Source organism: Janthinobacterium sp. LM6, assembly GCF_002002885.1.
GTDB lineage: Bacteria > Pseudomonadota > Gammaproteobacteria > Burkholderiales > Burkholderiaceae_D > Janthinobacterium > Janthinobacterium kumbetense.
Genome location: NZ_CP019510.1, coordinates 5,674,761 through 5,689,179 on the forward strand (window position 1 = coordinate 5,674,761; position 14,419 = coordinate 5,689,179).

Consider the following 14,419-nt stretch of genomic DNA (forward strand, 5'->3'; position numbering starts at 1 on the left):
GAAGTCAGGCGGTTGAAGTCAGGCGGGCGGATAGTCGGCCAGCAGGCGCTGCGCCGCGGCCAGCACTTCCGGCACGCCGGGCGGCGCGCCTTTATCGCCCAGGTTGATGATTTTCGGCGACCAGTTGCCTTCCGTTTTCCACAGCGGCGAATCGGCATAGATTTCCACTGTCGGACGTACAAAGGCGGCGGCGATATGCGTCAGACCCGTGTCGACGCCGATCACCAGCGCCGCATGGCGCGCCAGCAGGGTGGCGTCGCCCATCGACAGCTTCGGCAGCAGGCGAGCGTTGGGCAAGCTGGCCGCCAGTTGTTCGGCTTCCGCCTTTTCCTTGGGCGACCCCCAGGGCAGCAAAATCGGCATGGGAGCGAGCGCGTGGCCCAGAGCGATCCAGTTTTCCGGCGCCCATTTCTTGGCGTCGCGCGCCGTGCCGTGGAAGTACACGCAGTAGGGCGCCGCGCCCATCCAGTCCGGACGCGGTTCGCTGCCCGATACTTCCGGCAAGCCGAAATCGGCCGGCGTGTCGACCGTGTAGCCGAGTGCCGCGCCGGCCACCAGGCGGCCGCGCGCTACCGCATGCGTACGCGGGTCGAGCGGAATGCTTTTCGTATGAAAAATGCGCGAGATGCCTTCGTAGCCGGAGCCTTCGCTGCCATTGGCCAGGCCGACTTTCTGCCCGCCCGGCGCCAGGCGCGCGGCGCCCATGATGATGCCCGTCTTGAGCAAGCCCTGGGTATCGAACACATAATCGTAGCGCGTCTGCCGCAGGCTGCGGAAGAAGGCAGCGATTTCCGCGCGCGTTTCTTTCTTGCCCAGGCTCTTGCGCCAGCGCCGCAGCGCGAACGGGAAGATGGTACCCACGCGCGGATTCAGGCGCACCAGGCTGACGTAACCCTCTTCGACTACCCAGTCGATGGTCGCATTCGGATAATGGCGGGCGATATCCGCCACCATCGGCAGGTTATGCAGCACGTCGCCCAGCGAGGACACCCTCACCAGCAGGATTTTCAAGGGCGCCTGTGCGCCAGCTTGGCCGGCCATGCTGTCAGAACGGCAGCACAGCGTCTGGCTTGGCAGCCAGGATCACGCTCTTGAACTGCCCCTGGATGCGCGCCAGCGCTGCCGGCGTTTCCGCCTCGAAGCGCATGACGATTACCGGCGTGGTGTTCGACGAGCGGGCCAGGCCGAAACCATCCGCATACTCCACGCGCAAGCCGTCGATGGTGATGATCTGCTCATTGCCCGGGAAGACGGCGTCGCGGCGCAGCATGTCCATCAGCACGACATTCTCGCCTTCCTTCAGTTCCAGGTGCAGTTCGGGCGTGCTGTCGGACTGCGGCAGGGAGTTCAGCAGGCTTGACGGGTCGGCTTCGCGCGTGAGGATTTCCAGCAGGCGCGCGGCCGAATACAGGCCATCGTCGAAACCGTACCAGCGGTCCTTGAAGAAGATATGGCCGCTCATTTCGCCGCCCAGCGGCGCACCCGTCTCGCGCAGCTTGGCTTTCACCAGCGAGTGGCCCGTCTTGTACATCAGCGGCACGCCGCCATGCTTGGTGATGTAAGGCGCCAGGTGGCGCGTGCATTTCACGTCGTACAGGATTTGCGCGCCCGGATGGCGAGTCAGCACGTCGGCGGCGAACAGCATCATCTGGCGGTCGGGGTAGATGATCTGGCCATCCTTGGTGACCACGCCCAGACGATCGCCATCGCCATCGAAGGCGATGCCGATTTCCGCATCCGTCTCGGCCAGGCAGCGGATCAGGTCTTGCAGGTTTTCCGGATGCGCCGGATCCGGATGATGGTTCGGGAAATTGCCGTCGACTTCGCAGAACAGTTCGATGACTTCGCAGCCCATGCCGCGGAACAGGTCACCCGCAAATGCGCCGGCCACGCCATTGCCGCAATCGACGGCGATCTTGATCGGGCGCGCCAGCTTGACGTCGCCCAGGATGCGCTGCAGGTAGGCGGCGCGGATATCGTGCGTGGCGTACGCTCCCGGCGTGACGCTGGCGCTGCCGTCGTGCGCGACGATGCTGTGGTACAGCGCCTGGATCGCTTCGCCGTGGATCGCTTCGCCGGCCAGCACCATCTTGAAACCGTTGTAGTCGGGCGGATTGTGGCTGCCCGTGACCATGATGCCGGAACGCGTGTCGAGCACATTCGTGCCGAAGTAGACCATCGGCGTGGCCACCACGCCCAGGTCGATCACGTCGACGCCTGCCGCTTGCAAGCCCTGCGCCAGCGCCACCGTCAATTCCGGCCCCGACAGGCGGCCATCGCGGCCGATCACGACCCGCTGCTCGCCCTTGGCCAGGGCGGCCTGGCCAAATGCCTGACCGATCTTGTGGGCCACGCTGGCATCGAGGGTTTTAGCGATGATGCCGCGAATATCGTAGGCCTTGAAGATCGTTCTGGACAATGGAAGCATGGTGTGGGCGGTATAAAGAGAGTCAAATAGGGCGCCTGGCAAGGTGCAGCGCGGGGCTGACAGCTTGCTACTGCGCCAAGAGTATACCGAATTATACGCGCAGCAGATCGATCGACTTGCCCGATTCCACCCATTGCCTGACCCACAGCGGCTGGCGGCCACGGCCTGTCCATTGCTCGGTCGCATTGTCAGGATGACGGTAGCGCACCGCGACTTTGCCCGTGCGCGGGTGCAAGCCGTCGAGTATCAGCTGTTTCAGCGGAATGCCCGCCTGCTGCGCGATGGCCATGATCTGTTCGCGTGCCTTGTTCAAATCTTCACGTTCGCGGCTGTTCAATTCCTGCTTGACATTATCTTCCAGCTTGCGCAATTCCAGCATCGTCATCGTAGACAAATCCATCCCGTACATCCTTTACATTAATTTAAATAATAAAATAAGCGTGAAATATACTACATTGCATAAACATCTGCGCAGCGTTGCATAATCCATCGCCCATTGAATCACGGCTATCGGCTTATTTATCTGCTCCACATTAAGATTCAATGAAAAATATGCCGAAAGTGCGCGTATAAAATAAATAAACATGGATGAGTGGCATTCCGGCTTCCTGCGCAGGCTACTTGCAAGGCCAGCATGACGCGGCCATCCATTCCGATAAACGCGCTGGCGGATTATTATCGATATACGCCAGCGGACAATGCCGCCCCATTAAATCTCCGACAGCATAATCGGCATCCGCTTTTCTTCCCGCCGGCCGTGCGCGCAATCGGGTACCGCCCAGGAATGCACCCAACACCAAAGGGCAGGCATGCTTATAATGCAGGCGCGTAGTTCACTTCATCCCGGCACATATGAAAACTTACTTTATCGGCGATCTGCAAGGCTGCCATGCACAAACCATCGAACTGATCGAACTGATCCAGGCGGCAGCGAATGGCCCGTACCGCCTGCTGTTCGCTGGCGACCTGATCAACCGCGGCCCGGCCTCGCTGGCCACGCTGCGCCACGTGCACGCGCTGGCGCAGCAGGGCCTGGCCGACAGCGTCCTGGGCAACCATGACTTGCACCTGCTGGCCGTGGCCAACGGCATCCGCCCCGAGCATGCGTCCGATACGCTGGCCGAGATTCTCGACGCGCCCGACCGCGACGAGTTGATCAACTGGCTGCGCCAGCGGCCGTTGGCACTGGAGCACAAAGGCCATGTGCTCGTGCATGCGGGCTTGCTGCCGCAATGGAGCGCGGCCCAGGCCCAGTCCCTGAGCGGGGAAGTATCCGCGATGCTGCGCAGCGACGGCTGGGTGGCCTTCCTGCACACCATGTACGGCAACGAACCGGCCGCCTGGCACGACGACCTGCAGGGCGCCGACCGGCTGCGCTGCATCGTCAACGCCATGACGCGGCTGCGCTTTTGCACGCGGGAAGGCGTGATGGACTTCAAGATGAAGGAGAGCGGCAGCCCGCCGCCGGGCTCCGGCCTGCTGCCGTGGTTCGACGTCCCGGGACGGCGCAGCGCCGGCGACACCATCGTCTTCGGCCACTGGTCGGCGCTGGGACTGCAGCTGCGGGAGCACCTGATCGGCCTCGATAGCGGCTGCGTCTGGGGTGGTAAGCTGTCGGCCGTGTGCCTGGAAGACCGCTCGCTGCTGCAAGTCGCCTGCCCCGCCTTCCAGCAGCACAGCGGCAAGCGCTAAATGGCAAGCATGGCGCGCATATGCTTAGTCGAAATCGGTCGTTGGCCTTGCCGCGCGCAGCCCGTATGATGCAGCTTTTGCCTTTGCGATCCCATGCATCCTGATACCGACAGACTGGCGCGCTGGCTGCTCGGCAGCCTGGAACTCGACACCGCCATCCTGCATGTGGGCCAGTACTGCGGCCGCTGGCGCGCCTCCACGGCGGGCCGGGAACTGGGCAGCTTTCACCTTGTGCTCGATGGCCACTGCTATTTGCACCTCGACGGGGCGGCACCGATTGCGCTCGGCCCGCGCGACGGCGTCTTCCTGCTGCGCGACTTGCCGCACTTTCTCAGCCCGCACAGCGACCCGCTGCAGGCGGTCAGCGCGCAAGCCATGCTGCCGCTGGAATCGCCCACGGACCAGCCGGCGACGGCGCTGGCCTGCGGCTTCTTTCAATTTCGCGGCGCCCTTTCCGCGATGATCGTCGACTCCTTCCCGCCGTACCTGCTGATACGCGGCGATGCGCCCGCCTTCAGCGCCGCTGCCGCGCTGTTCGACCTGATCCTGGCAGAAGCCGGCGGCGACCCGGAACAACCGTCGCCGCTCATCGCGCGCCTGGTCGAACTGCTGTTCTTTTACCTGATACGCCATGTGGCGCAGGGCGAGCAGGTGGCGGCCGGCCTGCTGTCGCTGCTGCACCAGCCCGCATTTTCACCGCTGCTCGAACGCATGCTCGTCGCCCCCGCCGACGACTGGTCAATCGAGAACATGGCCAAGGCCGCGTGCATGTCGCGCGCCAGCTTCTGCAAGCATTTCGCCAGTGCCAGCGGCCACTCGCCGGCCCAGTTCCTGCTCCTGCTGCGCATGAAGATCGCCGCGCGCCGGCTGCACGACGGCGTCTCCGTCGAACGCGCGGCCGAACTGGTGGGCTACCGCTCGCACGCCGCCTTTACGCGCGCCTTCAAGCGGGTCACGGGCGAGCAGCCAGGCGCCTACCGGCGCGACCAGCGCCAGCGCCAACTGGCCAGCTGAAATCAAGGATCACACAATCGCAGACGAACGAGCACAAAAGGACGACGCTGACGTCTGTTACCTGCACGGCATGGCCGATATAATGCATGAGTGACTTACCAACTTAGCAAGGTACCCCATGTCCCGTCTGACGCTGCACACTCTCGATACCGCCCCGGCCGATAGCCGCCCCTTCGTGGAAAAGGCCATCGCCAACAATGGCTTCCTGCCCAACCTGATCGGCGTGCTGGCCAATGCCCCGCTGGCCCTGGAAACCTATCTGACCGTCTCCGGCATCAATGCGCGCGCCAGCCTGACGTTAATGGAACGCGAGGTGGTGCAGATCACGGCCGCGCGCATCCACGGCTGCGATTTCTGCATCGCCGGCCATAGCGCCATCTCGCTGAAAAAAGCGGGACAGACGGCCGATACCGTGCGCGCCCTGCAGCACGGCCAGCCGACGAACGACGCCAAGCTGGACGCCGTCGCCGCCTTCGCCGCGGCCATCATCGCCACGCGCGGCGCCGTCACGGACGCCGACTATCAAGCCTTCCTGGCCGCCGGCTACAACGAACAACAGGCGTTGGAAGTGGTGCTGGGCATCAGCCTGGCGACGCTGTGCAATTTCTCCAACAGCCTGGCCGGCACGCCCGTCAATCCGCAATTGACGCCCTACCTGCCTGGCGCCGTCTGACATGGGCCACCTCAATCACTGGCTGCACATGCACGCCGACCAACTCGACCAATCGTCGGAACTGGCTGAAATCGTCCTGCCTGCCCTCGCTGGCGACCAGCTGCTGGCCATCGGCGTGCCACAGGAACATGGCGGCGCGGGCGGCGACGTGCGCGACGCCATCGACGCCATCGCCAAAGTGGCCGAGCAATCGGTGACGGCGGCCTTTGTCTTCTGGGGCCAGCGCTGCTTCATCGAATTCCTGCTGCAAAGCGAAAACCACGCCCTGGCCGAACGCCGCTTGCCCGGCCTGCTGGCCGGCACGCAGGCGGGCGCCAGCGGCCTGTCGAACGCCATGAAATTCTTGTCCGGCATCGAGCAACTGCAAATCACGGGCGCGCGCCGCGATGACGGCTTGCTCGTCGACGGCGGCCTGGCCTGGGTGACGAACTTGCGCAAGGCGGGCTTTGTCGCGGCAGCCGCCGTGGCGCCGAACGACGGCGCGCCCCCCGTCATCGTTGCCTTCGACAGCAGCACGGCAGGCGTGCAGCGCAGCGACGACCTGGACCTGATCGCCTTGCGCGGCAGCAATACGGCTTCCGTCAAGCTGGCGCAGGTGCACATCCCCGCCGCGGACATCATCAGCGACAATGCGCCAACCTGGCTGCCGCAGGTACGCCCATCGTTCCTCGGCATGCAGTGCGGCCTGTCGATCGGCCTGGCGCGCGCCAGCTTGGGGCAGGCGGCGCAAGTTTCCGCCGGCTCGCGCAACGCGCTCACGCCGCGCATCGAAGCACTGCAAGCCACCCTGGAGGCCGCCGTCGCGACCTTGCTGGCCGGCGTGCACGAGGGCCGTTTCAAGACGCAGGCGCCGGCCATGTTCCGCCTGCGCATACAGCTGGCCGACGTGCTGCAGCAGGCGCTGATGCTGGAACTGCAATCCATGGGCGGGCGCGCCTACCTGAACGCCGAGCAGCGGGGCTTTGCCCGCCGCTGGCGCGAATCGTCGTTCATCCCCATCGTCACCCCCAGCCTGACGCAGTTACAGGCGGCGCTGCAGCTGTTCGACAGCCAGCAGGCGGCAGCAGGAGCGCCGGCATGACGGCAGCGGTGGAAACGCAAGACTGGGCGCTGCAGGCGCAGGACCTCAGCTACGCTTATGCGGGCAGCGCACCCGTGTTCCAGCACGTCTCTCTGGGCGTGCGCAAGCGCGAAATCGTCTGCCTGCTGGGCGGCAGCGGCTGCGGCAAATCGAGCCTGCTGCGCGTGCTGGCCGGCTTGCAGCCGCCGTCCACGGGCGATATCCAGTTCCTCGACGCGCCCATGCGCGAACCAGACCCGCGCAGCGCCCTCGTCTTCCAGCAAGCGAGCCTGCTGCCCTGGCTGAACGTCACGGGCAATGCCGGCTTCGGCCTCGACTTCAAGCACCAGCCGCAACTGACGCACGAAGCGCACCAGGCGCGCGTGGCGCAAGCCATCGAAGCGGTGGGTTTGAAGGGCCGCGAAAAGCTGTACCCATCCGCGCTGTCGGGCGGCATGGCGCAGCGCGTGGCCCTGGCCCGCGCGCTGGCGCGCGAACCGGAACTGCTGTTTGCGGACGAACCGTTTTCCGCGCTCGACGCCATCACCCGCGCCGAGATGCAGTCGCTGCTGGTCGACGTGGTGCACCGCTGGCACACGGCCGTGCTGCTGGTCACGCACGATATCGACGAAGCGATCCTGGTGGCCGACCGCATCCTGCTCATGGGCGGCAAGCCGGGCAACATCGTGCGCGAATGGCCCGTCGCCATCGCCCAGCCGCGCATCGGCCACAGCGCCGAGGTGATCGCCCTCAAGATGGACATCCTCGACGCCCTGCAGGCGCTGCAAAAGCAGGATCAAACGCCCGCCTTCGCCCCCAATTAATCGACCGGAACACTCACATGACATTCGAAGATCACAACAAACCCCTGCATATCTGCGCCTCGTCCGATTGCGATTGCGGCCTGACGCGGCGCGACTTCCTGCGCATGTCGGCATTGGCCACGGCCAGCGTCGCCTCGCCCCTGCTGTTCGCCGGTGACGCCATGGCGCAGCAAGGCCCGAAAGGCGACGACCAGCCCGTGAAAATCGGCTACCTGCCAATCACCGACGCCACCCCGCTGCTCGTCGCCCATGCCCGCAAGCTGTTTGAAGCGGAAGGCTTGCAGGCGGAAACGCCGCGCTTGTTCCGCAGCTGGGCACAAATCATCGAAGCTTTCGTCGCCGGCCAGGTCAACGTCATCCACCTGCTGTCACCGGCCACCCTGTGGGTGCGCTACGGCGCCAAATTCCCCGCGAAAGTCGTCGCCTGGAACCACGTCAACGGTTCCGCGCTGACGGTGGCCAACGAGATCAACAAGGTCTCCGACCTGGGAGGACGCACGGTCGCCATCCCGTTCTGGTACTCGATCCACAACATCCTGCTGCAGCAAATCCTGTCCTCGAACGGCCTGACCCCGGTCACGCGGGCGCGCAACGCGGCCATCAAGTCGAACGAGGTGAACCTGGTGGTACTGGCGCCGGCCGAAATGGTCTCGGCCCTGGCCAGCAAGTCCATCGTCGGTTACATCGTGGCCGAACCGTTCAATGCGGCGGCGGAAAACGCCGGCATCGGCAAGATCCTGCGCTTTTCGGGCGACGTGTGGAAAAACCATGCGTGCTGCGTCACCTTCCTGTCCGAGCGCGACATCAACACGCGTCCCGAATGGGCGCAGAAGGTGACCAACGCCATCGTCAAGGCGCAGCTGTGGACGCGTTCGAACCAGGTTGACACGGCCAAGCTGCTGTCGAACGTGGGTGAGCACCGCTACACGCCGCATCCGCTGCAGGTACTGACCAAGGTGCTGGCCACCAGCGATTACGCCGGCTATGAAAAACAGGGCCTGATCGTGCACAAGAACTGGCAGCAGCGCCGCATCGACTTCCAGCCGTATCCATTCGCCTCGTACACGGAAGAACTGGTGCGCGCCATCGGCCGCACCAAGGTCGAAGGCGATACGCGCTTCCTGGCGAACCTCGATCCGAAATTCGCCGCGCGCGACCTGGTCGATGACCGCTTCGTACGCAAGGCCATCACCGCCGTGGGCGGCCCTGCCGCCTTCGGCTTGCCGGCCAACCTGCTGCGCAGCGAAACCGTGGCGGTCTGACGATGGCAAGCAAGTTGTTCACGAAGTTCGGCCTGCCCCTGGTGGGGCTGGCCTGTGCCTTGCTGCTGTGGTCCATGGGCGTGACGGCGCTGGAGAAATCCACGCCCATCGCCACCGCCTTTGCGCCGCTGCCCACGGCGCTGGCGTTCCGGGAAATGCTGGGCGGCTCGGATATCTGGCTGCACGTGGTACTGAGCCTGCAAAGGGTAGCTGTCGGCCTGGGACTGGCGATCGTCATCGGTGTGCCTCTGGGCGTGCTGGTAGCCATGTCGAAGAGCTTTTCCGGCGCGGCCATGCCGCTGTTCCAGCTGCTGCGCATGATTTCACCGCTATCGTGGATGCCGATCGCCGTGATGGTGCTCGGTGTCGGCGACGCGCCCGTGTACTTCCTGCTGGCGTTTGCGGCCGTCTGGCCGATTTTGCTCAATACGGCGGCCGGCGTGGCGCGGCTCGACCCGAACTGGCTGCTGCTGGCGCGCAGCCTGTCGGCCACGCGCAGCGAGATCGTCTTCAAGGTGATTTTGCCGGGCATCACGGCCGACATCCTGACGGGCGTGCGCCTGGCCATCGGCATCATCTGGATCGTGCTGGTGCCGGCGGAAATGCTGGGCGTGTCGGCGGGTCTCGGTTACTTCATCCTCGATACGCGCGACCGCCTCGCGTATTCGGAGCTGATGGCCGCCATCGTGCTGATCGGCATACTCGGGTTTATCCTCGACTACCTGGCACGCGCCGCGCATGCGCGCTGGCTGCACGTCAAAAACTAGGCGCTCTTTTCCAGCGGCAGCGCGGCGGCCACGGCCGCCTGCGTTGCCGTCGCCAGCTCACGCCGGTGCGCGTCCAGGGTCGCCATGGGCGCCAGACAGGTCAGGCGCGCCGTAATCGGCGGGCCGCTCAGGATCGCCACCATGCTTTGCGCAAAACTCATCTCGCCGATGAAATCGACGGCGTGATGCAAGGCTCCCTTGTCATCCACATACACGAGCGCGAGCGGCTGCACCGGCACGTGCGCGTCGATGGCCGCCTCGAACAGGTTGGCGTGAAACGGCAGGATCTGCCCTTGCGCGGCGGTCGTGCCTTCGGGGAAGAACGCGATGCGCTCGCCGGCCGTCAACTTATCCACCAGGCCCTGGAAAATCAGGCGCAGGTCGCGCTTACTGCCGCGCGAAATGAAGATGGTGCCGGCGCGTCCCGCCAGCCAGCCCAGGATAGGCCAGGCGCGGATTTCCGCCTTGGCGACGAAACGGCAGGGGTGGACGGCGTTGATGACGAAGATATCGAGCCACGACACGTGGTTCGCCACCACCATCGCATGGTCGAGGGCCGGCACGCTGTCGGCCGGCTGCGCCACACGCACGCCGCAGATGTCGAGCAGCTGCGTCGACCAGCGGCGGATCCGCCGGTTGCGGCCGTCCAGGTCCAGCCAGGGAAAGAGCACGGCGCTCTTGGCCATGCCGCAGCTCAGGTGAATGGCGATGCGCGCGAGGCGGTAGGTAAGCAGAAGTTTCAAATGACACCAGATAAAGAAGCAAACCCACAGCAAATTCTGGGGTCAGACCCGGCGGGTCTGACCCCGGCAGTATGCTGGAGTTTCACTCCAGTACAAAAAATTTAACGCTGAAACGCCACCTGTCCGGCGACAATGGTCGCCTTGACGATGCCGCTCAACTCATAGCCGAGGAAAGGCGTGTGCTTGCCCTGGCTGGCCAGCGACGCCGACGACACGGTCCAGCGCGCGGCGGGATCGAAGACGCAGATGTCGGCCGCTTCGCCCACGGCCAGGCTGCCGGCCGGGATACCGGCGACACGGGCTGCGTCGGACGTGACCTTGGCCACGGCGCGCGCCAGCGGACGCTCGCCCGCTTGCGGCTGGTTCAAGGCATAGTCGTCGGCCCATTTCAGGGCCAGCGACAGCAGCAGTTCCAGGCCCGTGGCGCCGGGCGACGCTTCGCCGAACGGCAGCAGTTTTTCATCGTCGTCGACGGGCGTATGGTCCGAGCACATGGCGTCGACCGTGCCGTCGAGCAGGCCGGCGCGGATCGCATCGCGGTCGCGCTGGCTGCGGAACGGCGGCGTGACCCTGGCGTTCGAATCGAAAAAGCCGATATCGGCGTCCGTCAGGTGCACGTGGTGCACGCCCACGTCGCAGGTGACGGGCAAGCCTTCGGCCTTGGCGGCGCGGATCAGCTCCAGGCCCGCCGACGACGAGATGCGGCACAGGTGCACGCGCGCGCGGCTGGCGCGCATCAATTCAAAGATCGTGTGCAGCGCGATGGTTTCGGACATCACGGGCACGCCGGACAAGCCCAGGCGCGATGCCAGCGGGCCGCTGTGGGCGATGCCGCCGCGGCCGATGTGCGGGTCTTGCGGGCGCAGCCAGACCGTGTAGCCGAAGGTGTTCGCGTACTGCATGGCGCGCAGCAGCACGGTGGTGTCCTCGATCGGCTCTTCCGCCTGCGCGAAGCCGATGCAGCCCGCTTCCGTCAGTTCGGCCATTTCCGTCAGCGACTTGCCCTTCAAGCCCATGGTCAGCGCGCCCAGCGGATGCACGTGCGCCTTGTTCTGCGTCTTGGCGCGGTACTTCAGCATTTCCACCAGACCCGGCTCGTCGAGCACGGGATCGGTGTCGGGCGGGCAAACCAGGCTCGTGACGCCGCCCTGGAGGGCTGCCTGCAATTCCGATTCCAGCGTTGCCTTGTATTCGTAGCCCGGCTCGCGCAGACGCGCGGACAGGTCGACCAGGCCGGGGGAAACCACCAGGCCGGCCGCGTCAAAGGTGGTGTCGGCGGTGAAACCTGCCGGGGCGCTGCCCACGGCCAGCACCTTGCCGTCGGCGATAAACAGGTCTTGCAAGCCATCGATGCCGTTGGCAGGGTCGATCAGGTGGCCGTTCTTGATATGTAGTGTCGTCATGCTCGCTTACTCGTCCTTGGGCTATCAGCCCTGATTACCAGCCAAAATACTCATCACCGCCATGCGCACGGCGATACCGAACGTCACCTGCGGCAGGATCACCGCCTGCGGACCGTCGGCTACGGCCGAATCGATCTCCACGCCGCGGTTCATCGGGCCCGGATGCATGACGATGGCGTCCGGTTTCGCCAGCGCCAGGCGCTCGGGAGTCAAACCATAGCTCTTGAAATACTCCTGCGCCGACGGCAGCAGCGCGCCGCTCATGCGTTCATTCTGCAGGCGCAGCATGATGATCACGTCCACGCCTTTGAGGCCTTCATCCATGTTGGTGAAGGTGCGCACGCCCATCTGTTCCAGGCCGCCCGGCAGCAGGGTATGCGGGCCGATGGCGCGCACTTCCGGCACGCCCAGGGTGGTCAGCGCGTGGATATCGGAACGGGCCACGCGGCTGTGCAGGATGTCGCCCACGATGGCCACCGTCAGGTTGGTGAAATCCTTCTTGTAGTGGCGGATCGTGTACATGTCCAGCAAACCCTGGGTCGGGTGCGCGTGGCGTCCGTCGCCCGCGTTGACCACGTGGACGTGCGGCTGCTTGGTGTCGATCAGGTGCTTGGCGATCAGGTAGGGCGCGCCCGACTGCGCGTGGCGCACGACGAACATGTCGGCATGCATGGCCGACAGGTTGTCGATGGTGTCGAGCAGTGACTCGCCCTTGCTGGCCGACGAGGCCTGGATGTTCAGGTTGATGACGTCGGCCGACAGGCGCTTCGAGGCGATTTCGAAGGTGGTGCGGGTGCGCGTGGAGTTTTCAAAGAACAGATTGAAAACGCTCTTGCCGCGCATCAGCGGCACCTTTTTCACATCGCGGTCGGAGATGCCGACGAACGAGGAAGCGGTATCGAGGATGTGATTGACGATAGACTTCGGCAAGCCTTCAATCGTCAGCAGATGTTGCAGTTCGCCGTGTTTATTCAGTTGCGGATTAAGCATGGTGGGTATCTATGGTGAGCGTGAATTTTCCATCGTCGGCTTGCTTCAGGACCAGGGCCTGGCCCGGCGGCACGGCAGTGAAGGCGGCCACGAAATCGGCGGCCACCGGCAACTGGCGTTCGCCGCGGTCGACCAGGGCAGCCAGCATGATCTTCGCCGGGCGGCCATAGTCGAACAATTCGTTGATGGCCGCGCGCGTGGTGCGGCCCGTGTACAGCACGTCGTCGACCAGCAGGATGGTGGCGCCGGCCACGTCAAAGCTGATTTGCGTCGGCTTGACGTCTGCATGCAGACCCTTCTGGGCAAAGTCGTCGCGGTAGAACGAGACATCGAGCACGCCCAGGCGGTCGAGCAGGTTGAGGTCGCGCGCCAGGCGTTCAGCCAGCCAGGCGCCGCCCGAATGGATGCCGACGATGGCCACGTTGGGGATGCCCGCCAGGCCGCTCTGCACCTGTTGCAGCAAGACCGCGTACAGGGCCTCGGCGTCGAGTTGGGAAGGATTCGTAGGATGCGGCATAGGGTTCTTGATCATTCAGGAATGGGTCAAAGGTCAGATTAATAATTCGCGTCGAAATACTGTTGCAGGATGATGGCGGCGGCGCGGTCATCGATGACTTCACCGCGCCTGGCAGCGATGACGGCAGATGAATAACGCTCGTCGACCAGTTCCACCGGCAGGTTGAAGCGACCGTGCACCTGGTTGGCGAAACGACGGCAGCGCGCGCTCATCTCATGTTCCGTGCCATCGGGATGGCTGGGCAAGCCCACCACGATGCGGCTCGCGCCCCACTCCCTGATCAGGCTATCGATGGCGGCAAACTTCGGCTCGTTCGCCGTGGCCGTGATCACGCTGAGCGGCTTGGCCTGGCAAATCATGGTATTGCCGATGGCCACGCCGATGCGTTTCAAGCCGAAATCGAAGGCGAGGATGGTGTCGATGGCGTCACCGCTCATGCGTGTCCGGCTTCCGATGCCAGCATGAGAGGATCGATACCGAGCAGTTTAATGGCCGCCACGTAGCGCTGCTCGATGGGGAAATCAAACAGGATGTCGGCCGAGGCGCCGACCGTCAACCAGCCATTGCGGCCGATCTCGTCTTCCAGCTGGCCCGGGCTCCAGCCCGAGTAGCCGATCGAGACCAGCATGCGCTCGGGACCATCCCCCTTGGCGACGGCTTCAAGCACGTCAATCGAGGTGGTAAACGCCACTTCATCGGTCACCGTCAGCGACGAGGAATAACGCGCGCCCGGCGTATGCAGCACGAAGCCGCGGTCGTCCTGCACCGGACCGCCGAACATGATCGGTTCGTTGATGATGGGCGTGTCGCTGCCGGCCGCCAGTTTCAGGTCGATGCGGTCGAACAGCACTTCCATGGTCATGTCAGTGGGTTTGTTGATGACGACGCCCAGCACGCCATTTTCATTGTGTTCGCACACGTACACGACCGTGCCGCCGAAGATCGGATCTTGCATGGCCGGCATCGCAATCAGGAAATGGTTGGCCAGATTCAGGGTGGAGGAACCGGTTGCGGCCGGTTCTCCCATCCCCTGCATCAGACGATGT

Annotated in this window: 16 protein-coding genes; 7 read left to right on the forward strand and 9 right to left on the reverse strand. The window is 64.5% G+C overall.

The window, feature by feature from the left end; translation table 11 throughout:
* Window positions 1-18: 18 nt before the first annotated feature.
* The 3 genes from waaC to BZG29_RS24935 form a co-directional block, all read right to left on the reverse strand.
* Window positions 19-1,041, reverse strand: a complete 1,023-nt coding sequence (waaC, locus tag BZG29_RS24925) for a lipopolysaccharide heptosyltransferase I (RefSeq protein WP_077408466.1) — start codon at window positions 1,039-1,041, stop codon at window positions 19-21.
* A 4-nt stretch (window positions 1,042-1,045) separates the two neighbouring features.
* Window positions 1,046-2,428, reverse strand: a complete 1,383-nt coding sequence (locus tag BZG29_RS24930) for a phosphomannomutase/phosphoglucomutase (protein WP_077408467.1) — start codon at window positions 2,426-2,428, stop codon at window positions 1,046-1,048.
* A gap of 91 nt (window positions 2,429-2,519) precedes the next feature.
* Window positions 2,520-2,828, reverse strand: coding sequence for an H-NS histone family protein (locus BZG29_RS24935; protein ID WP_077408468.1), 309 nt, complete (start codon window positions 2,826-2,828; stop codon window positions 2,520-2,522).
* A 452-nt stretch (window positions 2,829-3,280) separates the two neighbouring features.
* Between BZG29_RS24935 and BZG29_RS24940 the strand changes: the two genes are divergently transcribed.
* From BZG29_RS24940 to BZG29_RS24970, 7 genes are all read left to right on the forward strand, one after another.
* Window positions 3,281-4,120, forward strand: coding sequence for a symmetrical bis(5'-nucleosyl)-tetraphosphatase (locus tag BZG29_RS24940; RefSeq protein ID WP_077408469.1), 840 nt, complete (start codon window positions 3,281-3,283; stop codon window positions 4,118-4,120).
* Window positions 4,121-4,213: 93 nt separating this feature from the next.
* A complete protein-coding gene (locus tag BZG29_RS24945; RefSeq protein ID WP_077408470.1) occupies window positions 4,214-5,134 on the forward strand; it encodes an AraC family transcriptional regulator in 921 nt (306 codons plus the stop codon).
* A 118-nt stretch (window positions 5,135-5,252) separates the two neighbouring features.
* On the forward strand, window positions 5,253-5,807 hold the full coding sequence (locus BZG29_RS24950) for a carboxymuconolactone decarboxylase family protein (protein WP_077408471.1): 555 nt from the start codon (window positions 5,253-5,255) through the stop codon (window positions 5,805-5,807).
* Window position 5,808: 1 nt separating this feature from the next.
* Window positions 5,809-6,888 carry an acyl-CoA dehydrogenase family protein gene (locus BZG29_RS24955; RefSeq protein WP_077408472.1) on the forward strand — a complete coding sequence of 360 codons (1,080 nt, stop codon included), beginning with the start codon at window positions 5,809-5,811 and terminating at the stop codon, window positions 6,886-6,888.
* A complete protein-coding gene (locus BZG29_RS24960) occupies window positions 6,885-7,691 on the forward strand; it encodes an ABC transporter ATP-binding protein (protein WP_077408473.1) in 807 nt (268 codons plus the stop codon). The genes BZG29_RS24955 and BZG29_RS24960 overlap by 4 nt, the downstream gene beginning before the upstream one ends.
* A gap of 17 nt (window positions 7,692-7,708) precedes the next feature.
* Complete coding sequence (locus BZG29_RS24965) at window positions 7,709-8,953, forward strand: ABC transporter substrate-binding protein (protein ID WP_077408474.1); 1,245 nt, start codon at window positions 7,709-7,711, stop codon at window positions 8,951-8,953.
* A 2-nt stretch (window positions 8,954-8,955) separates the two neighbouring features.
* Complete coding sequence (locus BZG29_RS24970; RefSeq protein ID WP_077408475.1) at window positions 8,956-9,720, forward strand: ABC transporter permease; 765 nt, start codon at window positions 8,956-8,958, stop codon at window positions 9,718-9,720.
* Here BZG29_RS24970 and BZG29_RS24975 read toward each other — a convergent pair.
* The 6 genes from BZG29_RS24975 to BZG29_RS25000 all read right to left on the reverse strand — a co-directional run bounded on the left by BZG29_RS24975 (window position 9,717) and on the right by BZG29_RS25000 (window position 14,409).
* Window positions 9,717-10,463, reverse strand: coding sequence for a 1-acyl-sn-glycerol-3-phosphate acyltransferase (locus tag BZG29_RS24975; protein WP_077408476.1), 747 nt, complete (start codon window positions 10,461-10,463; stop codon window positions 9,717-9,719). The two genes, BZG29_RS24970 and BZG29_RS24975, sit on opposite strands and share 4 nt — an antisense overlap.
* Window positions 10,464-10,564: 101 nt before the next feature.
* Window positions 10,565-11,866, reverse strand: coding sequence for a dihydroorotase (locus tag BZG29_RS24980; RefSeq protein ID WP_077408477.1), 1,302 nt, complete (start codon window positions 11,864-11,866; stop codon window positions 10,565-10,567).
* 24 nt (window positions 11,867-11,890) lie between these two features.
* On the reverse strand, window positions 11,891-12,856 hold the full coding sequence (locus BZG29_RS24985; RefSeq protein ID WP_034746695.1) for an aspartate carbamoyltransferase catalytic subunit: 966 nt from the start codon (window positions 12,854-12,856) through the stop codon (window positions 11,891-11,893).
* Window positions 12,849-13,373 (reverse strand): bifunctional pyr operon transcriptional regulator/uracil phosphoribosyltransferase PyrR, encoded by a 525-nt coding sequence (pyrR, locus tag BZG29_RS24990; RefSeq protein WP_034780225.1) that lies wholly within the window; start codon window positions 13,371-13,373, stop codon window positions 12,849-12,851. The genes BZG29_RS24985 and pyrR overlap by 8 nt, the downstream gene beginning before the upstream one ends.
* Before the next feature lie 38 nt (window positions 13,374-13,411).
* Complete coding sequence (gene ruvX / locus BZG29_RS24995) at window positions 13,412-13,795, reverse strand: Holliday junction resolvase RuvX (protein ID WP_077409280.1); 384 nt, start codon at window positions 13,793-13,795, stop codon at window positions 13,412-13,414.
* 11 nt (window positions 13,796-13,806) lie between these two features.
* The gene (locus BZG29_RS25000; RefSeq protein ID WP_077408478.1) at window positions 13,807-14,409 is read right to left on the reverse strand and encodes a YqgE/AlgH family protein; all 603 of its coding nucleotides are present in this window, start codon (window positions 14,407-14,409) and stop codon (window positions 13,807-13,809) included.
* Window positions 14,410-14,419 lie beyond the last annotated feature (10 nt).